This is a genomic window from Streptomyces yatensis (genome assembly GCF_018069625.1).
Lineage (GTDB): Bacteria > Actinomycetota > Actinomycetes > Streptomycetales > Streptomycetaceae > Streptomyces > Streptomyces yatensis.
The window spans coordinates 7,256,764-7,277,091 of sequence record NZ_CP072941.1 but is presented as its reverse complement, the minus strand read 5'-3'; the positions used below and the strand labels follow the sequence as shown (position 1 = coordinate 7,277,091).

At 72.9% G+C, this 20,328-nt stretch carries 17 protein-coding genes, 1 pseudogene and 1 riboswitch; of the genes and pseudogenes, 11 read left to right on the top strand and 7 right to left on the bottom strand.

What is annotated here, in order from left to right; translation table 11 throughout:
- Positions 1-74: 74 nt before the first annotated feature.
- Both J8403_RS30260 and J8403_RS30255 read right to left on the bottom strand, forming a co-directional pair.
- Positions 75-308, bottom strand: a complete 234-nt coding sequence (locus J8403_RS30260; protein ID WP_014060233.1) for a ferredoxin — start codon at positions 306-308, stop codon at positions 75-77.
- Positions 308-1,774, bottom strand: a complete 1,467-nt coding sequence (locus tag J8403_RS30255) for an aldehyde dehydrogenase (protein WP_211125941.1) — start codon at positions 1,772-1,774, stop codon at positions 308-310. The genes J8403_RS30260 and J8403_RS30255 overlap by 1 nt, the downstream gene beginning before the upstream one ends.
- 268 nt (positions 1,775-2,042) lie before the next feature.
- Between J8403_RS30255 and J8403_RS30250 the strand changes: the two genes are divergently transcribed.
- Entirely contained in the window at positions 2,043-3,095 is a 1,053-nt protein-coding gene (locus J8403_RS30250; RefSeq protein ID WP_211125940.1) for a Strvi_7410 family MBL fold metallo-hydrolase, read from the top strand.
- A gap of 38 nt (positions 3,096-3,133) precedes the next feature.
- On the opposite strand, the gene J8403_RS30245 is transcribed toward J8403_RS30250, so the two are convergent.
- Positions 3,134-4,354: an RNA-guided endonuclease InsQ/TnpB family protein gene (locus J8403_RS30245; protein ID WP_211125939.1), complete on the bottom strand. Its 1,221-nt coding sequence runs from the start codon at positions 4,352-4,354 to the stop codon at positions 3,134-3,136.
- A gap of 368 nt (positions 4,355-4,722) precedes the next feature.
- Here J8403_RS30245 and J8403_RS30240 point away from each other — a divergent pair, with 368 nt between their 5' ends.
- The 7 genes and pseudogenes from J8403_RS30240 (at position 4,723) to J8403_RS30210 (ending at position 13,866) form a co-directional block, all read left to right on the top strand.
- Positions 4,723-6,279 (top strand): cytochrome P450, encoded by a 1,557-nt coding sequence (locus J8403_RS30240; protein ID WP_246586059.1) that lies wholly within the window; start codon positions 4,723-4,725, stop codon positions 6,277-6,279.
- 77 nt (positions 6,280-6,356) lie between these two features.
- Positions 6,357-6,890 carry a GNAT family N-acetyltransferase gene (locus J8403_RS30235; protein ID WP_211125938.1) on the top strand — a complete coding sequence of 178 codons (534 nt, stop codon included), beginning with the start codon at positions 6,357-6,359 and terminating at the stop codon, positions 6,888-6,890.
- Positions 6,891-6,946: 56 nt separating this feature from the next.
- Positions 6,947-7,021, top strand: a riboswitch (cobalamin riboswitch).
- Between the two features lie 168 nt (positions 7,022-7,189).
- Complete coding sequence (locus J8403_RS30230; protein ID WP_211125937.1) at positions 7,190-8,482, top strand: SCO2321 family membrane protein; 1,293 nt, start codon at positions 7,190-7,192, stop codon at positions 8,480-8,482.
- Between the two features lie 284 nt (positions 8,483-8,766).
- Positions 8,767-9,480: an SCO2322 family protein gene (locus J8403_RS30225; RefSeq protein WP_211125936.1), complete on the top strand. Its 714-nt coding sequence runs from the start codon at positions 8,767-8,769 to the stop codon at positions 9,478-9,480.
- A 17-nt stretch (positions 9,481-9,497) separates the two neighbouring features.
- A pseudogene (locus J8403_RS30220) lies at positions 9,498-10,694 on the top strand (energy-coupling factor transporter transmembrane component T); the annotation flags it as partial.
- Between the two features lie 524 nt (positions 10,695-11,218).
- Positions 11,219-12,841 (top strand): ABC transporter ATP-binding protein, encoded by a 1,623-nt coding sequence (locus J8403_RS30215; RefSeq protein ID WP_211125935.1) that lies wholly within the window; start codon positions 11,219-11,221, stop codon positions 12,839-12,841.
- 224 nt (positions 12,842-13,065) lie between these two features.
- A complete protein-coding gene (locus J8403_RS30210) occupies positions 13,066-13,866 on the top strand; it encodes an ECF transporter S component (protein WP_246586393.1) in 801 nt (266 codons plus the stop codon).
- Between the two features lie 62 nt (positions 13,867-13,928).
- On the opposite strand, the gene J8403_RS30205 is transcribed toward J8403_RS30210, so the two are convergent.
- Positions 13,929-14,495, bottom strand: a complete 567-nt coding sequence (locus J8403_RS30205; protein WP_233361717.1) for a hypothetical protein — start codon at positions 14,493-14,495, stop codon at positions 13,929-13,931.
- A 371-nt stretch (positions 14,496-14,866) separates the two neighbouring features.
- Here J8403_RS30205 and J8403_RS30200 point away from each other — a divergent pair, with 371 nt between their 5' ends.
- Positions 14,867-16,048, top strand: coding sequence for a UDP-N-acetylglucosamine--N-acetylmuramyl-(pentapeptide) pyrophosphoryl-undecaprenol N-acetylglucosamine transferase (locus J8403_RS30200; protein WP_246586058.1), 1,182 nt, complete (start codon positions 14,867-14,869; stop codon positions 16,046-16,048).
- A 333-nt stretch (positions 16,049-16,381) separates the two neighbouring features.
- On the opposite strand, the gene J8403_RS30195 is transcribed toward J8403_RS30200, so the two are convergent.
- A complete protein-coding gene (locus tag J8403_RS30195; protein WP_211125934.1) occupies positions 16,382-16,564 on the bottom strand; it encodes a hypothetical protein in 183 nt (60 codons plus the stop codon).
- Positions 16,565-16,649: 85 nt separating this feature from the next.
- A complete protein-coding gene (locus J8403_RS30190; RefSeq protein WP_343245313.1) occupies positions 16,650-17,009 on the bottom strand; it encodes an ATP-binding protein in 360 nt (119 codons plus the stop codon).
- A 135-nt stretch (positions 17,010-17,144) separates the two neighbouring features.
- Between J8403_RS30190 and J8403_RS30185 the strand changes: the two genes are divergently transcribed.
- Positions 17,145-18,479: an NsdA family TPR-like regulatory protein gene (locus J8403_RS30185; protein ID WP_485129828.1), complete on the top strand. Its 1,335-nt coding sequence runs from the start codon at positions 17,145-17,147 to the stop codon at positions 18,477-18,479.
- On the top strand, positions 18,464-19,003 hold the full coding sequence (locus J8403_RS30180) for a GNAT family N-acetyltransferase (protein ID WP_211125931.1): 540 nt from the start codon (positions 18,464-18,466) through the stop codon (positions 19,001-19,003). The genes J8403_RS30185 and J8403_RS30180 overlap by 16 nt, the downstream gene beginning before the upstream one ends.
- Positions 19,004-19,031: 28 nt before the next feature.
- Here the strand turns inward: J8403_RS30180 and J8403_RS30175 are convergent, their stop codons facing one another.
- A complete protein-coding gene (locus J8403_RS30175; protein ID WP_211125930.1) occupies positions 19,032-20,201 on the bottom strand; it encodes a steroid 3-ketoacyl-CoA thiolase in 1,170 nt (389 codons plus the stop codon).
- Positions 20,202-20,328 lie beyond the last annotated feature (127 nt).

Sequence of the window (20,328 nt, the reverse complement as noted above, 5' to 3'; positions counted from 1 at the left end):
ACGACGGCCGGTCCGACACCTGCCGACGACGACGGTGGCGGTCCGACACCTGCCGACCGCGGCTGGGGGAGCCGCTACTCGTCAGGGGGAAAGACCTGTTCACCGGTGTCCGACAGGCGCAGGGCGATGGCCTCGACCGGGCAGCCCTCGGCCGCCGCGAGCACCGCCTCGGAAGCATCGGCCTCCGGCTCGACGGGATGCGACTGCCGCGCCCCGTCGAGCCGGAAGCCGCCCGGCGCGGTGCTCACGCACATCCCGGAGCCGATGCACACGCCCCGGTCCACCTCGATCCGCCAGCGGTCCCCCATCAGTCCGTCTCCCCGTCCCAGCCCTGGGGCAGGTGGATCATCTTGTGCTCCAGATACGCGGAGAAGCCCTCCGGGCCGAACTCCCGGCCCAGACCGGAGTTCTTGTAGCCGCCGAACGGCCCGAGCATGTCGAGGCTGAAGGTGTTGACCGAGTAGGTGCCGGTGCGGATGCGCCGGGCGAAGTCGATGCCGTGCCCGACGTCCGCCGTCCATACCGAGCCGGACAGCCCGTAGTCGGAGTCATTGGCGATCCGGGCCGCCTCCTCCTCGTCCCCGTACGGCAGCAGACAGATCACCGGGCCGAAGATCTCCTCACGGGCGATCCGCATGCCGTTGCCGACATCGCCGAAGAGCGTGGGCTCCACGTACCAGCCGGTGGCCAGGGCCTCCGGACGGCCGCCGCCGGTCAGCACCTTGGCGCCCTCCCGCTGCCCCAGCGCGATGTAGTCCAGCGACCGCTTCTGCTGCCGCCGCGCCACCAGCGGCCCGACCTGGGTGGCCGGATCCAGCGGGTCGCCGACGACCAGGGCGGAGGCGGCGGCCGCGAACCGCTCGGCGATCTCGTCGTAGTGGCTCCGCGGGGCGAGGATCCGGGTCTGGGCCACACACGCCTGGCCGTTGTTCATCCAGGCGTTGGGCACGATCCCGGCGACGGCCGCCTCCAGATCCGCGTCCGGCAGGATCACCGCGGCCGACTTGCCGCCCAACTCCAGGGTGACCCGGGTGAGATGGCGCGAGGCGACCTCCATCACCCGCTTGCCGGCCGCGACCGACCCAGTGAAGGACACCTTGTCCACACCCGGATGGCCGACCAGATACTCGCTGACCTCACGGTCGGCCGGCAGGATCGACAGCACCCCCTCGGGCAGCCCGGCCTCGGCCGCGATCTCCGCCAGGAGGTAGGAGTCCAGGGGCGTCTCGGGGGACGGCTTGAGGATCACCGAACACCCGGCGAGCAGCGCGGGCGCCAGCTTCGCGGCCGCCACGAACTGCGGCACGTTCCACGGCACCACGGCCGCGACCACCCCGACCGGCTCCCGCCGCACCAGCAGCGGGCCGAGCACCCCGGCCCGCCGCTCCTCGTAACCGAAGTCGCGGGCCACGGTGATGGCCGCGTCCCACACCATCATCGCGCCGAGCGCCTGGGCGAGGACGCTCCAGGAGTACGGGGATCCGTTCTGCGCGCTGATGACCCGGGCGATCTCCTCATGGCGCACGGCGATGGCGTCCTTGATCCGGGTGACCACCGCGATCCGCTCGGCCACGTCCATCCGGGGCCAGGGGCCCTCGTCGAACGCCGTCCGCGCCGCCGCGACCGCCCGGTCCACATCGCCGCGCGCGGCGTGCGGCACCCGGCCGATGACCTCCTCAGTGTGGGGCGAGACGACCTCGATGGTGTCCTCGCCCGCCGGGTCGGTCAGCGTGCCGCCGATGAAGAGCTGCCCGTGCTCGATGAGATCGCCCACCGTTTGCCTCCGGCCGATGACTGAGGGGTACGTCCGGCTGGCCCGCGCCCGGGACCGCCGACGGCAGGCCCGCGCTCGGGGCCGCCACCAGCTCGCCCGATCGCGGGACCGCCACTGGCCCGCCCGATCGCGGACCGCCGCCGGCCCGCCCGGTCCGGGGCCGAAAAGCCCGCCCGGACCCGGGGCCGCCAATATCTGACGCTGCATCAGAACTGATACCAGTTCCAGCTATAGTGAGCAATGCTTGTGTCGAGGAGAGGGGGAGCCGATGGCGCAGGTGACGCGGGTGACCGAGCACGGTGGCGGGGTGTGGAGCATCCCGGTCCCCATCCCCGACAATCCGCTCGGGCACACCCTGGTCCACCTTCTCGACACCGACCGCGGCCCGGTCCTGATCGACACCGGCTGGGACGACCCCACGGCCTGGGACACCCTCACCGCCGGGCTCGCCGCCTGCGGCACCTCGGTCGCCGAAGTCCACGGCGTCCTCGTCACCCATCACCACCCCGACCACCACGGGCTGTCCGGCCAGGTGCGGGAGGCGTCCGGGGCGTGGATCGCGATGCACGCCGCCGACGCCCAGGTCGTCCGGCGCACCCGCGAGGCCGAGCCCTCCCGCTGGCTCCTCTACCTGGAGGAGAAGCTCGGCGCGGCCGGGGCACCCGAGGAGCATCTGGCCCCGCTGCGCGCTAGCCGCGCGTCCGGCCGCGCGGGCCTCCCGGGGCGGCGGCCCGCCCTCCCCGACCGCGAGATCGTCCCCGGTGAGCTCATCGATCTGCCGGGCCGCCGGCTGCGCGCCGTCTGGACCCCCGGCCACACCCCCGGCCATGTCTGCCTCCATCTCGAAGAGGATCACCCGGCGGCCGGCGAGGGCATGCCCGGCCATGGCCGCCTGTTCTCCGGTGACCATCTGCTGCCCGAGATCACCCCCCATATCGGGCTCTACGAGGACCCCGACGACACGACCGTCATCGACCCCCTCGGCGACTACCTCGACTCCCTCGAACGCGTCGCCGCCCTCGCCCCGGCCGAGGTGCTCCCCGCCCATCAGTACGCCTTCAGCGACGCCCCGGCGCGGGTGCGCGCGCTGCTGAGCCACCACGAGGAGCGGCTGGCCGGGCTGCTGACCCTGCTCACCACCCCGCTCACCCCGTGGCAGCTGGCCGAATCCATGGAGTGGAACCGCCCCTGGGAGCAGATCCCCTACGGCTCCCGCAACATCGCGGTCTCGGAGGCGGAGGCGCATCTGCGCCGGCTGGTGAAGCTGGGCAGGGCCGAAGCGGTGCCGGGCAGCAACCCCGTGAGGTACCAAGCGATTTGATTGAATCCTCCCCTCCCTGAAGGGAGGGGATTCCTGGCTCAGGCCGCCTCCTGGAGCAGCGCTCCAGGAGGTCTTCCGCCATCGGCACCAGCCGGGTTGAGACCGGCCCGGACGAGCATCACGCGTGCGGAGTTCTTGTCCCGTGGGGACACGGTTCCGCACCCGGTGCAGGTGTAGGTGCGCATCCCCAGCGGCAGTGCGTGCTTGGCTCTCGCATCGCAGTGCGCGCAGTCCATCGTGGTGTGCGCGGGGTGTACGAGGCGGATGTCCCGCCCGTGCTTGCGGCCCATCTCGATCAGAGCCGTCTTGGTGGCGCCGATGGCGGCGTCAGCGGCCTTGCGGGCCATCGTGGTCCTGGCCAGGAACTTCGGGCGGAAGTCCTCGACAGCGACAGCGTCATGGTCACGGACGACCTTCTTGGCCCACTTACGGCCAGTGTCCTGCCGCTGCCGGGCGACCTTCCTGTACGACTTCGCCCGAAGCTTCTGCGCCTCGCGGTAACCCTTCGATCCAGGCTGTCCCTTCTTCGGCCTGCGGCGGACCATCATCCGGTCGTACCGGGTCAGCTTCGCCTGGGCCTTCCTGCCGTGCCCGACGTGCGGCAGATCGTGGGCGTCGGACGTGGTGGTGGCGGTCTCCTTCACGCCCCAGTCGACACCGAGTACCCGACCGCTCTCCGGCAGGGGCTGGACCTGGGCGGGGACGACGAACGAGCAGTACCAATGCCCGAGGCTGTCCTGGTACACGCGCACCGAGGACGGCTCGGCCGGAAGTTCCCTCGACCACACCACCGTCACCACGATGCCGCCCGCCAGATGCAGCCTGCCGTGCTTCAGCCGGAAGCCGCGCCGGGTGTAGTTGAGACTCGCCCGCGCCTCGCGCTTCTTCTTGTGCCCGGGCATCCCGGCCCGGCGCGCCATCGGCAACCGCTCCCGGATGTCCTTGTGCGCCTTGGCCCGGGAGCGGCCGAAGTCACGGATGATCTGCTGCTGGAGAACCGACGAGCCCTCACGCAGCCACGGTGTGCGAGCGCGGGCCTCGGTCAGCATCCTGTCGAGCTGCGCCGGGCCGCACGTCGTCTTCTGCCCGGTGGCCTTGTTGTGCCGGTGCACGGCCCTGGACTTGGCGACACACTCGTTCCACGTCCACCGGCACCGGTCCCACTCCGCCACCAGAGCAGTGCGGGCGCCGGACGATACCCGCAGCCGGTAGGTGTACCGGGCATGACCCACATCACCGGGCCCCGCCACTTCCGCCATGCCGACACCCCCGCTCCCGTTCCCGTCACCCACCCCAGCGCTCACACGACCATACGAGCGAGAACCGCACATCCGCACCCATCTCCCGCCGCGATCACCCCCATCAGCGAACACGGAAACATGCGTTCGCCTTCCCCCGGCTCCGCCGGGCAGAGGTCGGTGGTGCTCAGCGCCCGTAAAGCCAGATACGGCGACGCTCCGCGTCGCTGTCACGGGATGCGATTCCTCCCCGGCGTGAACGCCGGGCCTCCCCGCAAGAAACCAGGTGACGTATGGGGTGCCGGTCCGCCGAACCGGAAGCTAGCCTTACCCGACCTGGCGCACACAGCCGCGCACCCCCCGTAACAGCCGTATCAGCAGGAGCATGCGTGACGAGCCCCATCCGCGATTCCGACCCGACTCCGACGGCCGATCCGGCAGCAGGTCCGGCAGATCCGGCCGCTGACCCGGCACCGCCCCCGGGCTGCCCCGCGCACTCCGGTCAGGCCCCGGCCGGGGAACGGCTGGAGTCGCTGCACGGCCCCGAGTTCGCCGCCGACCCGGCCGCCACCTACGCGCGACTGCGGGAACACGGGCACATCGCGCCCGTGGAGCTGTCGCCCGGCGTCCCCGTCTCGCTCGTCACCAGCTATCAGACCGCGCTGGACATCCTGCGCAGCCCCGAGACGTTCTCCAAGGACGCCCGCCACTGGGAGGCTCTCGCCGACGGCACCATCCCCCTGGACAACCCCGTGGTGCCGATGATGATGTACCGGCCGAACGCGCTGTGCAGCGACGGCGAGGCACATCACCGGCTGCGCGCGGCGATCTCCGACACCCTCGACCGGCTGGACATCCACGCGCTGCGCCGCTACGTGGAGCGCAGCGCCGACTTCCTCATCGACCTCTTCGGCCCCAAGGGCGAGGCCGATCTGCTCAAGGAGTACTCCGCCCGGCTCCCGCTGCTCGTCTTCAACCAGCTCTTCGGCTGCCCGCCCGAGTTGAGCGACAAGCTGGTCAGGTCGCTCTCGGCGCTCTTCGACATCACCGAGGACTCCGAGCAGGCCAATGTGCTGCTCGCCGAGACCCTCTTCGAGCTCGTCGCCCTCAAGCGGGCCACTCCGGGTCCGGACATGACGTCCTGGCTGATCGCCCACCCCTCCGAGCTCACCGACGAAGAGCTGGTCCACCAGATCGTCGTCCTCGTCGGCGCGGGCACCCAGCCCCAGCAGAACCTGATCTGCAACGGGCTGCTGCTCCTGCTGTCCGACGAACGGTTCGCGGGCGCCCTCGCGGGCGGCACCATGCTGATCGAGGACGCGCTCAACGAGGTGCTGTGGAAGGACCCGCCGCTGGCCAACTTCTGCATCCACTACCCGCGCCACGACGCGACGGTCGACGGACACCGGCTGCCCAAGGGCGAGCCCGTGGTCATCAGCCTCGCCGCCGCCAACAACGACCCGTATCTGCTGTCGAACCGGCGCGGCAACCGGGCGCATCTGGCGTGGAGCGCGGGCCCGCACACCTGCCCCGCGAAGGACCCGGCCCAGGTCATCGCCGCCGTCGCCATCGAGAAGCTCCTCGACCGGCTCCCCGACCTCGAACTGGCCGTGCCCGCCGAGGAGTTGGAGTGGCGGCCCGGCCCCTTCCACCGGGCCCTGGCCGCGCTGCCGGTGCGCTTCCCGCGGACGGCCGCCAAGTCCGACGAGGCGCTGGCCGAGATGGTCGCCGCGGCGACGGCGACGGGCGCGGGAGCGGTGGGCAGCACACCGCCGGTCGCCGGGGAGACCTCGTCGCACGACGGTCCCGCCGAGACCGGGCCGTCGGCGGACGACACGGATTCCACCGCCACGGCGTCCACCGCCGCGGCTTCGGAGTCCGGCTCCGAGCACGAGGCCCGCCGCCGCTGGTGGAAGTCCCTGGCCCAGTGGTGGCGCCGCGGGTAGGAGCGCGGAGCGCGCTGTCCCCGGCCGCCGCGTCAACGGATTGCCGGGTGGTGCCCGGCCGCGTAGCGTCGCGGCGCATGACCGCGACGCTGCGCACCGCGCGCCTGCTGCTCGAGCCGTACCGGCCCGAGGACGAGGACGCCTTCGTGGTGCTGTTCCAGGACCGGCGGGTGTCCCGCTGGATGGGGGACGGGAGGCCCGGTCCGGAGGCGGAGGACCGGGCGCTGTTCGGGCGGATCTTCACCAAGGTCTACGCCCGGCGGCTGTTCGACGTCTGGGCCGTCCGCGAGGACGGCCGGTACGTCGGCCACGCCGAGATCAAGCCGACCGAGGTCACCGGCGGCCACGAGATCGTCTACGCGCTGGCGCCCGAGGCGTGGGGGCGCGGTCTGGGGACGGAGCTGGCCGAGGCGGTCGTCGGCCACGGCTTCGGCGCGCTCGGCCTGAGCGCGGTGCACGCCACGGTCACGGCGGCCAACGACGCGTCGCTGGCCCTGCTCGCCCGGCTCGGCTTCGCGCACGGCCGCGACATCGAGGAGGACGACGGCACGACGACGCGCTGCCTCACGCTCGTCCGCCCCCCGTCCCCGGGGGGCTCTGAGGGCGGCTGAGGTCGCCCGATTAGTCGGCGGATAAGCTGTCCGTAAACTTCATACGCGTCCGATCGGGGGAAGCCGGTGCGATTCCGGCGCTGACCCGCAACCGTGAGCGCGCCCCGCGGGGCGTACGAGCCGGAACACCCGGGCGGGCGCGACGACGCAGGCTCCCGCCGCCGGAGGACCGGTGGCGGCACCGTCGAGGTATGCGGAGCTGAGCCGGGTGCCAGAGGTGTCGCGGAGCGTTCCGCGCGCGGCTGGACGGCCGTGCGCGGCTGCGTGCGCCCGTCCACCGACCGAGAGGCACCACAGCCATGACCATTCGCCGCAGCGTGGCGGCTCTTTCCCTGTGCGCCGCCATGGGCGCCGCCCTGGGTGCGGCCACCGCGCCTGCCGCTGTCGCCGATGACAGCCCGGCCGGGCGTTCCAAGGGGCTCTACGGCGCCAAGGACCCGAAGTTCGACGGGGTGTGGCGGCAGTCGCTGGCGCTGCTCGCCCAGGACGCGGTGGGCGTCACCCCGGCGAAGTCGGCCATCGACTGGCTGGCCGGGCAGGGGTGCGCGGACGGCGGTTTCGCGGCGTATCGCGCGGACACCTCGAAGGCGTGCGACCCGAAGAAGGGCGAGTTCACCGACGCGACGGCGGCGGCGATCCAGGCGCTGGCCGCGGTGGGCGGCCGCGCCGACACCGTGGAGAAGGGCATCGGCTGGCTGAAGAGCCACCAGAACGACGACGGCGGCTGGGGCATGAACCCGGGCGGGCCGAGCGACGCCAACTCCACCTCGGCGGCGATCGGCGCCTTCGCCGCCTCGGGTCAGGACCCGGCGAAGCTGAAGTCCAAGGGCGGCAAGAGCCCGTACGACGCGCTGCTCGGACTGCAGCTGGGCTGCTCGGCGAAGGCGGAGGAGCGCGGGGCGTTCGCCTACACGGCGGACAAGGGCAAGCCCGTCGCCAATGAGCTGGCCACCGCGAGCGCGGCGCTGGCCGTCCAGGGCAAGGGCTTCGTCTTCGAGACGGTCGGCAAGGACGGCGGCGCGGCCCCGAAGCCGCTGAGCTGCGCGGACGGCAAGGGCGGGGCCGACAAGGCAGCCGGGGCCGATACGCCGAAGGACGCGGCGGAGGCCGCGCTGGCCCATCTGTCCCGCGTCATGTCCGACAGCGATATGCACCTGAAGTCCGCGATGCCCGGCGCCAAGGACCAGCCCGACTTCGGCGGCACCGCCGACGCGGTGGTGGCGCTCGCCGCCGGGGAGCACAGCGCGACCGCGGGCAAGCCACTGCAGTGGCTGCAGGGCAAGGACAGCGGCGCGGCGGCCTGGGCCAAGGGCGACCCGGGCGCGCTCGCCAAGCTGATCCTCGCGGCCCACGCGGCCGGCGCCAACCCGCGCGACTTCGGCGGCGCCGACCTCGTACAGCAGCTGAACGCCACCGGCCCGAAGCCCGAGGCGGCGGCCCCGGGCGCGGGGTCGGACGGCAAGAGCGAGAAGAACGAGAAGAAGAGCGACGACGGCGGGGTCGGCGGCGTCTGGTGGACCGTCGGAGTCTGCGCGGTCGCGGGCATGGGCATCGGCTTCCTGATCAGCGGCCGAAAGAGGCGGCAGCTTTGACCCTGCGCACGGATGTGAAGTCGACCCCGCGAACCGAGGCGGCCTCGGCCCCGCGCACGCAGGCGGCTCGGGCGCGGCGCGCCCAGGCGGCTTCGGCCCCGCGCACCGGCGCGGCCAGGGCGTGGCACGCCCGCGCGGCGTGGGTGCGGTACGCATACGCGGCATGGGGCGTGTGCACCGGCCCGGCTCGGGCCCTGTGCGCAACATGGGTGCCGTGCACGCGCGCGGCTCGGGTCCTACGCGGCCGCGTGGCCAGGGCCCCGCGCGCGCACGCGGCCCCGACCATGCGCACGCCCGCGGCTTCGGCCCCGCGCACCCGCGCCGCTCGGCTGCTGCTGCCCGCCCTCGCCCTGCTGCTGCCCGTTCTCGTGCTGTTCGGGATGTTCGGCGCGGCGCCCGCGCAGGCCGCCGATGGGTATCGCTACTGGTCGTTCTGGCAGCGGGGCGGGGACGGCGGCAGTTGGAGCTATGCCACGCAGGGGCCCTCGTCGGCGCGGCCCGGTGATGGCGACATGATCGGCTTCCGTTTCGCGGTCAGCGAGGACTCGAACGACGCCACCCGGCCTCGCGGCATGGCCGATTTCGCCGCCGTCTGTGCCGACACCCCGACCACGGAAGGCACCAAACGGGTCGCGGTGGTCCTCGACTTCGGCACGGCCGCCGACGCGCCCGACCGCCGGACACCGCCCGCGCCCCGTACCGAGTGCGCACGGGTCGGCGAGGACGCCACCGCCGGGGAAGCGCTCGCCGCGGTCGCGAAACCGCTGCGCTACAACTCCGCCGCGCTGCTCTGCGCCATCGCCGGATATCCGGAGTCGGGCTGCGGTGACAAGGTGACCACGTCCGGAAACGCCCACGCCACCCCGAACGGCGACGGCGGCAAGGCGAGCGACGACGGCGCCTCAAGCGGCCCCTCCGCCGGGCTGATCGGCGGGCTCGCCACCGTGGTCCTGCTCGGCGCCGCGGCGGTGTGGCAGGCGCGCCGCCGTCGCGTATGAGCGCGCGGATGACCACCATGCCGCCACCGCGCGCCACTCCTCCCGACGGCACCGCCCCGGGCCGCAACCGCACCGGGTTCCGCACCGGGTTCCGCGCCGGGTTCCGCACCCGGCGCGGCACCCGTCCGCGAGCCGGTGCCCCGCGCGGCGGAAGCGCGCTGCACGCGGGGGCCTGGTGGCTGTGGGCGCTCGGGCTGGCCACGGCCGCGTCCCGGACCACCAACCCGCTGCTGCTGGGGCTGCTCATCGCGGTCGCGGGCTATGTGGTGGCCGTACGGCGCACGGACGCCCCGTGGGCCCGCTCGTACACCGCGTTCCTCAAGCTGGGCCTTGTGGTGCTGGCCATCCGGCTGTTCTTCGCGGTCTTCTTCGGCTCGCCGATCCCCGGGACGCGGGTGCTCTTCACGCTCCCCGAAGTCCCGCTGCCCCACTGGGCGCAGGGGGTGCGGATCGGCGGCCGGGTGTCGGCCGAGGGGCTGGTGTTCGCGCTGTACGACGGGCTGCGGCTGGCCACCCTGCTGATCTGCGTCGGCGCCGCGAACGCGCTGGCCAGCCCGGCGCGGCTGCTCAAGTCGCTGCCCGGTGCGCTCTACGAGGCCGGGGTGGCGGTCGTGGTGGCGATGAGCTTCGCACCGCATCTGGTGGCGGACGTCCAGCGGCTGCGCTCCGCCCGACGGCTGCGCGGCCGCCCCGACCGCGGGGTGAAGGCGCTGCTGCAGGTCGGACTGCCGGTGCTGGAGGGCGCGTTGGAACGGTCGGTGGCCCTGGCGGCGGCGATGGACGCGCGCGGCTACGGCCGCACGGCCCACGTCCCGCCCGCCGTCGCCCGTACCACCACCGCGCTGACGCTGGGCGGGCTGCTCGGCGTCTGCTGCGGTACGTACGGCCTGCTCGCCGCCGAGGGCGCGGGCTACGGTCTGCCACTGCTGCTCGCGGGACTGGCCGCCGCGCTCGGCGGGCTGTGGCTGGGCGGCCGCCGCTCGGTGCGCAGCCGCTACCGCCCGGACCGCTGGGGCGTCCGGGCGTGGCTGGTGGCGGGGTCGGGTGCGGCGGTCGCGGCGCTGATGATCCGCGCCACCTCGTACGCCCCGGGGGCCCTCCAGCCCTCCGTGGTCCCGCTCACCACCCCGACGCTGCCGCTGTGGCCGGCGGCGGGGGTCCTGCTGGGCCTGCTCCCGGCCTTCGCCTCCCCGGCACCGACACCGGCCCCGCCGGACGAGGCCCCCGCCGGCCCGGCCCAAGCCCGGGGCCGCCCCGGCCCCCTGCGCACCGGCACCCGGCCCGCGGTCGAGCGACACCCGCAGCCCGCCGACGCGACAACGGAGCCGCCCCCGGGCACGCACCGTGCACCGGCCCCGCCGGACGACGCCCCCACCGGCCCGGCCCACGCCCGGGGCCGCCCCGGCCCCCTGCGCACCGGCACCCGACCCGCGGTCGAGCGACACCCGCAGCCCGCCGACGCGACAACGGAGCCGCCCCCGGGCACGCACCGTGCACCGGCCCCGCCGGACGACGCCCCCACCGGCCCGGCCCACGCCCGGGGCCGCCCCGGCCCCCTGCGCACCGGCACCCGACCCGCCACCGAGCCACGCCCCGAGCCCGGCGACGCGGCCACGGAGCCACCCGCAACCCCCGACCCCAACCCGGCCCCCGACAGCCACCCCACCCCCACCGCACACACCCCGCACGGCGAGCGAGAGGACGAGCGCGCCGAGGACGGGGCCGAGGAGGCCAGTCCGTGATCCGGTTCGAGCAGGTGTCGGTCCACTACGACGGGGCGGCGCGGCCCGCACTCGCGGGGGTGGATCTGACCGTCCCCGAGGGCGAGCTGTGTCTGCTCGTCGGCCCGTCCGGGGTCGGCAAGTCGACACTGCTGGGCGCCGTCTCCGGTCTCGTACCGCATTTCACCGGTGGCACCCTGCGCGGCCGGGTCACCGTCGCGGGCCGGGACACCCGTACCCACAAGCCGCGCGAACTGGCCGACGTCGTCGGCACCGTGGGCCAGGACCCGCTCGCGCACTTCGTCACCGACACCGTCGAGGACGAGCTGGCCTACGGCATGGAGTCCCTCGGCATCGCGCCGGACACCATGCGCCGCCGGGTCGAGGAGACCCTCGATCTGCTGGGTCTCGCCGAGTTGCGGGACCGCCCCATCGCCACGCTCTCCGGCGGGCAGCGGCAGCGCGTGGCGATCGGCTCGGTGCTCACCACCCACCCCCGCGTCCTCGTCCTCGACGAACCGACCTCCGCGCTCGACCCGGCCGCGGCCGAGGAGGTGCTGGCGGTCCTCCAGCGGCTGGTGCACGACCTGGGCACCACCGTGCTGCTGGCCGAGCACCGGCTGGAGCGGGTGGTGCAGTACGCGGACCAGATGATCCTGCTGCCCTCCCCCGGCGCCGCCCCGCTGACCGGCGCACCGGCCGAGCTGCTGCCGGTGTCGCCCGTCCAGCCGCCCGTGGTGGCGCTGGGCGGCCTCGCGGGGTGGCCGTCGCCGATGCCGCTGTCCGTACGGGACGCGCGGCGCAAGGCGGGGCCGCTGCGGGAGCGGCTGGCGTCGCTGGCCCCGCGGGCGGTGGCCGATCCGCCGCCGGGCGAACCGGTCGGCGAGGTGGCGCGGCTGTCCGTGCGCCACGGTCGGGTCGAGGCGCTGCGCGGAGTGGACCTGTCGGTGCGGCCGGGCGAGACGGTGGCGCTGATGGGACGCAACGGGGCGGGCAAGTCCACGCTTCTGGCCAGTCTGGTCGGGCTGCACGAACCCGCCTCGGGGTCGGTGCGGGTCGGCCCGGGCCGGGTCGTACCGCATCGCACCCGCCCCGCCGAACTGCTGCGCCAGGTCGGCCTCGTACCGCAGGAGCCGCGCGATCTGCTCTACGCGGACACGGTCGCCGCCGAATGCGCGGCGGCCGACCAGGACGCGGGCGCGGCGCCCGGCACCTGCCGTGCGCTGGTCGGCCGGCTGCTGCCGGAGGTGGCGGACACCGCCCATCCGCGCGATCTGTCGGAGGGACAGCGGCTGGCACTGGCCCTGTCCGTCATCCTCACCGCCCGTCCGCCCCTGCTGCTGCTCGACGAGCCGACGCGCGGGCTCGACTACGCGGCGAAGGCGCGGCTGGTGGAGGTGGTGCGCGGGCTGGCGGCGGACGGCCACGCCATCGTGCTGGCCACCCACGATGTGGAGCTGGCGGCCGAACTCGCCCATCGCGTCGTCATCCTGGCCGAGGGCGAGGTGGTCGCGGACGGGCCCACGGCGGAGGTGGTGGTGTCCTCCCCCGCGTTCGCCCCACAGGTGGCCAAGGTGCTGGCACCGCTGCCGTGGCTGACGGTGCCACAGGTGCGCGAGGCGCTGGAGGGAACACCGTGAGCGGGCGGCGGCACCTGAGCAGCGAGCCGCACCGGGCCGGTGCGCACGCCACGGAGCCGACGGCGGCGCACGAAACGGAGCCGACCCCGGCGCACGGCACCAAGCCGACCCCGGCACACAGCGCCCAACCGATCGCGCCGCACGACACCAAGCCGACCCCGGCACACGGCACCCAACCGACCACGGCACCCGGCACCGAGTCGACCGCAGCCTCCAGTCGCCGCATCCGGGCCGTACGCCTCGGGCCCCGCTCCGTGGCGGCGCTCGCCCTCGTCTCCGCGATCGGTGTCGTCGCCTTCGGCTGGCCGCTGTTCGCACCGGGTGACTCCGGGATCACCACCCACGCCGCCGACGCGCCCTGGCTGTTCGCCGCGCTGCTTCCGCTCCTGCTGGCCGTGGTCGTGGCGACCATCGCGGACTCCGGTCTGGACGCCAAGGCCATCGCGATGCTCGGGGTCCTGGCGGCGGCGGGCGCCGCCCTGCGGCCGCTGGGCGCGGGGACGGCCGGGATCGAGCCGATGTTCTTTCTGATGGTGCTGTCGGGGCGGGTGCTGGGCCCCGGTTTCGGCTTCGTCCTCGGCGCCGTGTCGATGTTCGCGTCAGCGTTGCTCACCGGCGGGGTGGGGCCGTGGATGCCGTTCCAGATGCTGGCCATGGGCTGGGTATCGATGGGCGCGGGGCTGCTGCCCGGCGCCGCCCGGCTGCGCGGCCGGGCGGAGAGGCTGCTGCTCGCCGGGTACGGGGCGGTGGCGTCCGTGGCGTACGGGACGGTCATGAACCTCCAGGGCTGGACCCTGATGCAGGGCATGGCCTCGGGGATCTCCTACGTCCCCGGCGATCCGCTCGGCGACAACCTCGCCCGCTTCGTGGCGTACTGCCTCGCCACCTCGCTGGGCTGGGATCTGCCGCGCGCCGTGGTGACCATGGTGCTCACCCTCACCCTCGGCACCCCCATCCTCAAGGCCCTCCGCCGCGCCACCCGCCGCGCGGCCTTCGAGGCCCCGGTGGCGTTCGAGGACGGCTAACGTCGCGCGGGCCCGGCGCGTTGACCCGCACCGGGCCCTCGATCACTCCTGTTGGTGGAGCGTCAGTTCTGGTGGAAGACGCCGGCGTCCCACTGCGCGACCCAGCCGCCGTCGCCGAACCGCAGGTTGGCCGTGCACTTGTAGGTGTCACCGTCGCAGTTCAGGGCCGTCACCGGCACCGGGGCGGCGGCTTCCCGCGGAGCCTTGACCGTCTTCGCCGACGCGGCGGGCACGGCACTGGCCATGGCCTGGTGGAACACATTGGCGTTCCACTGGGCGACCCACCTGCCGTCACCGAATTGCAGTCCGGCGGTGCACTTGTAGGTGTCCCCGTCACAGCTGAGGGTCGTCACCGGGACCGGGGCCGCGGCGCCGCGCGGGGCGTCCGCCGACCGGGCGGCCCGCTGATGGCTCGCCGCGCTCTGGTGGAATACGTTCACATTCCACTGCGCGACCCACCTGCCGTCGCCGAACCGCAGGTTGGCCGTGCACTTGTAGGTATCGCCATCGCAGTTGAGGCCGGTCACGGGGACGGGCGCGGCGTTGGCCGCCGGGGCGACCGCCGTGGCGGCCAGGGCCAGGGCTCCCAGCCCCAGGAACGTACCGGTGAGCATTCGGCGAGCTGACATGTCGTCGCTTCCCTTCGACTCTGGCCACGCAAAGGGGTGATCCACTGCGATTTACCGCAAACCACCCCAAGTGGCCAATCCGATGACATCCCAGAGATTAGCGGCCCTTAAAGGCTTTACATGTGCTCGTACTATATGAACTCATATGCGACACAGCCCCCGTGACGGCGAGGGCGGTCACCGTGGATTGACGATTCCAGGCATACGAGAACGGCGGCGCCCCAAGGGGCACCGTCGAGGAATCGTTACCGCTGAAATCCAACCCCAGGATTCCGGTCGATCAGCGCTCGACCATAGCCACACTCTCGCCGATGGCGGGGCGCGGCTGGAATCGTCCTCCGGGCTGCGGCCGGGCCAGTAAGGTGCGCGGGGTGAACGAACCTGCTTCCCGTCTCCCGAGCACCTTCCGCCTCATCGTCACGGGGGGAGGCACCGGCGGCCACACGTACCCCGCGCTCACCGCGGTCCGGGCGTTGCAGGCCCGGCTGGCGGCCGAGGGCCGCGCGCTCGATGTCCTCTGGATCGGCACGCCTGACGGGCTGGAGGCCCGCGTCGCCCCGGCCGAGGGCATCGCCTTCACGACGGTAGCGACGGGCAAGATCCGCCGGTCCGCGAACCCGCTCAAGATGATCAGCCCGGCGAACGTGCGGGACATGGCGCGGGTGCCGCTGGGTGTCGCCCAGGCCCGCAAGATCGTGTCGGACTTCCGGCCGGATGTCGTCCTCGCGACCGGCGGGTACGTCGCCGTCCCGGCCGGGCTCGCCGCCCGCATGTGCAAGCGCCCGCTGGTACTGCACGAACAGACCGTGCGGCTCGGGCTGGCGAACCGGAAACTGGCTGGGTCGGCGGCGCGTATCGCCGTGTCGTCGGAGTCGACGCTCCCGCTCCTCCCGGGGGATGTGCGATCCGCGGCGGTCGTCACAGGCAACCCGGTACGGCCTGAGGTCCTGACCGGGCACGCCGATAAGGCGGTCGCCGCCCTCGGGCTGGACGGGTTCGACCGGCGGCTCCCGACGCTGTACGTCACCGGCGGCGCGCAGGGCGCGCAGCAGATCAACAACGTGATCCGGGACGCGCTCTCGTGGCTGCTGGAGCGCGCGAACGTAGTGCACCAGTGCGGGCCGGCGAACGTCGAGGCCCTGCGCGCGAGCGCGTCGGCGCTCCCGCCACACCTCGCGGGGCGGTACTACCTCACCGGGTTCGTCGGCCCGGAGCTGCCCGACGTCCTGGCGCTCGCCGATGTCGTGGTCTCCCGCAGCGGCGCCGGCACTCTGGCGGAGCTCACCGCCCTCGGCAAGCCGGCCGTGTTCGTGCCGCTCGCCTCCGCGGCGGGGAACGAGCAGGCGCACAACGCCCAGCACCTCGAGGACGCCGGCGCCGCCGTCGCGCTCACCGGGGAAATCACCGCCGCGCGGTTGCAGGAGGCGCTTGGGCCACTGCTCACCGACCCGGCGCGGCGCGCGGGGATGGCGGAAGCGGCCCGGGTACACGGACGGCCGGACGCGGCGGACAGGCTCGTGGACGTGCTCCTGTCCGCCGCGTCCAGCGGCTGACCGGCCGGGCCGGGTCGGCGCGGACGAACGTGTTGTGGATCCCGGCTGGGTGGGCCACTGGCCTGCAAGCGGGAGGCCGGGGCGAGCTTTCCTGAATGGGGACTCCGGCCTTGCGATCCCCAAATCGGGGCCGGAGTCCTTGCCCTGCGGCGACTACGCTTGGGCTGCGCCTACCGCAGGGGCTTTTGGAGGGCGGGCCGCTGGGGCCGTCGTCCGGTACGGGGCCCGGACCACCAGCGACCCACCCGGCTTATGGGATGGGGGCGACCGCGAAACAGAGCCAGACCGCGAGCAGCCCGGCCCGCGTAGCGGTCGACCGCCCACGGTGCTGCCTCATGCGCCCTCCGCCGACCGGGCCAGCCGTACTGCCTCCTCGTAGGCGCCGAGGAGTTGCTCGCCGGTCTCGCATACGGCGCCGGGCGTCCGGCAGGCCGGGCAGCCCGCAGCGTGCTCGATGGCCGCCCGCCACGCCTCCTCAACGTCCAAGGCGACCCCGGTCCGCTCACCGCCCGCCATCAGCAGCGCTCCTGCGGCCTGGCCCGGAACGCCGCGATGGAGCCACGCGGGCGGCCGTACTGCCGACAGTCGACACTGCGGGTGATCAATCGCACTTCATCTCACCCCAGACCTGCTTGCCCCAGCGGTATCGGTCCGTCCCCCACCGGTCCGTGAGGGCATCGACCAACAGCAGCCCACGGCCTCGGGTGTTGTCGCCATTGGAGTCCGTCCGCAGGTAGGGGACATCGCGGGACCGGTCCACCACGCCGAGGCGGACGAATTTCTCGGACGGTCGGGTGACGACGACGCGGATCGACTCCAGGCGGGCGTGGTCCACGGCGTTGGAGACCAGTTCGGTGATGACCAGCGCGGCGTCCTCTATCAGGCCCTCCTGCCCCCAGGCGGCCAGTGCCGCGCGCACCAACTCGCGGGCGGCCTCCGCGCTCTCCGGTACGCGGCGCATGGTCTGGGAGTATCCGGGGTGCCCCGTGGGGCGAGGTGTAGCGGTCACGGACATCAGGACCTCATGGGTGCGAAGTGAGCGGCCTTGTCCGAGTGAACGACGGCTCGTCGCGCGAGGGGAGGTAATACCCACCGGGTGTGCAAACCGCCCAACCGGAAATTCTCGGCCGACTCTCCTCACAGAGAGGGCTCGCATGGCTACGGTGGGTACGTGGAGGGGAACGAAAACCTCATCAGCGCCCTGCGCGAGAGCGGGCTCACCCAGACCGCCCTGGCGGACGCGGTGAACACTCATCTGCACCGCGACGGCCACGAAGGCACGGTCAGCGACCGGACGGTCCGCAACTGGCTGACCGGAAAGACGCGTTGGCCGCACTCTCGGCAGCGGGCAGCCTTAGGGGCAGTATTCGGATGTACGGCCGAAGAACTGGGATTCGTCCCACCGGCCCCAAGATGCCCCGCCACAGAACCGGAGGATCCCGTGAGGCGCAGGAACTTCCTGACCGCCACCACCGGTACGACGGCCGCGGTCGCCGTCCCTCTCATCGCACAGCACTCCGTAGGCACCTCCGACGTGATCCGGCTCCGTTCCGGCTTGGACGCCCTGGTGGCCGTGGACGCCGCACGGGGAGGTCACGACGAACTGGAGCACATGGCCCTGGCCGGGGCGGCCGAGACGCTGGAGAAGCAGAAGCTGGGCGCCTCCCAGCGCATCCGCCAGCGGCTGTTCGGCGTGGCCGCCGACTACATGTCCATGGCCGCTTGGTCCGCCATCGACGCCAAGCGAACCGACCGGGCCCGGAGTCTGCTGGACCGGACGCTCTACCTGGCCGGGATGGCGAAGGACTCCGTCGCTGAGCTGGATGCCTGGAACTTGTACTCCATGCTCGCCCGCCAGTGCGATGCGTACACCGAGGGCGTCGACTCCGGCTATGCGGCTCAGGCGACGGCCATCGCTCGTCGGGACCCGTTCTACGCCTCCCTGGCCCATGCCCGGACAGCGCTCGCCCACTCAACCCTGGGCGACCGACAGGCCGCCTTACGCTCCCTCGGCTGCGCCCAAGAGGCCCTGGGTAAGGCGTCCATGGACGATCCCAGGCCGAGCTGGACCGCCTTCTACGGGCCTGCCGAGCTCCTGGCCATGACGGCCATCGTCCGGGACCGGATCGGCGAACCCGCCGAGGCCGAAGCCGCCTCGCACAAGGCTCTGGCCACCATCCCCGAGCAGTTCCGCCGCAACCGCGCCCTGGCCACCGCACGGCTCGCCCTGACCCAGCTGCACCAGCGCGATATCGATCAGGCCTGCGCGACCGCCTCCACGGTCTTCGACCTGATGGCCGGGCACCCGCTGCCCGGCCGCCTGCGCTCACTTCTCGGCGACTATTACCGCGACTTGATCACTCTTGCCCCCGACGCGGGCGTGGCCCGCGAGTGGGGAGACCGCTACCGATCCGAATGGAGCCGAGCTTGAGTGCCACAGGTCTGGACGTCCGCCATTTCACCCACGCGAACCTTCCGGAGATCCGCCAGACGCTGATCGACGTGCACGCCGACGCGTATGCGGATGAGATGGACGACGAGTTCAACCAGCGCTTCCCCTGGTTCGTGGACCACTGGGGCGGCCTCCCCGGGTACTCCTGCGTGATCGCGTTCGACGGCGACAAGGCCGTGGGCTTCGCCTACGGCGCCCCGGCCGTTCCGGGGCGCGAGTGGTGGCGCGAGCACATCGACCCGGCACCCGCGAAGGACCTGACCTTCTCGTACTCCGAGCTGGCCGTCATCCCGACGTGGCGGAAGAAGGGAGTGGCCGAGCGGCTGACCCGCACGTTGCTGGAAAAGCGGGACGAAGATCTCGTAGTGCTGCTCGTGGACCCCGACCACCCCCGGGTACAGGCCCTGTACGAGTCCTGGGGCTTCCGCAAGGTGGGGAAGCGCCAGCCCTTCCCCGACTCTCCGGTCTACGCCGTCATGCTCGCCGAGCTGCCCCTGCCCTGACCCCGACCGCCACCGTGACCGGAGCCCCCTACAGCCGCTGAATGATCGTCCCCGTAGCCAACGCCCCACCCGCACACATCGTGATCAGCGCGAACTCCTTGTCCGCGCGCTCCAGTTCATGCAGCGCCGTCGTGATCAGGCGCGCCCCCGTGGCCCCCACCGGGTGCCCGAGCGCGATCGCGCCGCCGTTGACGTTCACCTTCTCCAGGTCCTGTCCGAAGACCCGCGCCCAGGACAGCACCACCGAGGCGAACGCCTCGTTGATCTCGACCAGGTCGATGTCCTTCAGCGTCATCCCGGCCTTGCCCAGCACCGCCTTCGTGGCGTCGATCGGCCCGTCCAGATGGAAGTGCGGATCGGTGCCGACCAGGGCCTGGGCCACGATGCGGGCGCGGGGGCGCAGCTTCAGTGCCCGGGCCATCCGCTTGGAGGCCCACAGCACCGCGCACGCGCCGTCGGAGATCTGGGAGGAGTTGCCCGCGGTGTGCACGGCGGTCGGCATGATGGGCTTGAGCCCGCTCAGCGCCTCCATGCTGGTGTCGCGCAGCCCCTCGTCCCGGTCGACGGCCCGCCACATGCCCTCTCCGGCGCTCTGCTCCTCCTCGGTCGTGGGCACCTGCACCGCGAAGGTCTCGCGTTTGAACCGCTCCTCCGCCCAGGCCCGCGCCGCCCGCTCCTGGGAGATCAGGCCGAGGGCGTCCACGTTCTCGCGGGTCAGGCCGCGGTGGCGGGCGATCCGCTCGGCCGCCTGGAACTGGTTGGGCAGATCCACGTTCCACTCCTCCGGGAACGGTTTGCCCGGGCCGTGTTTGGAGCCGCTGCCCAGCGGCACCCGCGACATGGCCTCGACCCCGCAGCCGATGCCGATGTCGATGACACCGGTGGCGATCATGTTGGCCACCATATGGTTGGCCTGCTGCGACGAGCCGCACTGGCAGTCCACCGTCGTCGCCGCGGTCTCGTACGGCAGGCCCATCGTCAGCCAGGCGGTGCGCGCGGGGTTCATCGACTGCTCCCCCGCATGGGTGACCGTGCCGCCGACGATCTGCTCGACGCAGTCGGGCTGAATGGCGGTACGGGCGAGGAGTTCGCGGTAGGTCTCGCCGAGCAGATAGGCGGGGTGGAGGTTGGCGAGCGCGCCTCCGCGCCTGCCAATGGGGGTGCGTACGGCTTCGACGATGACGGGTTCCGCGGCCATGGCTGTCTCGTCCTCTCATCGCATCCGCGGGGCTCCCGGCAGCGCCCGCGCCAGAACTAGTACGCGTTCTAGTTCTTCAGCTCAGTCTGCTGAGGCCCGGCCCGGCGGCGCAAGGGTTGTGCAGGGG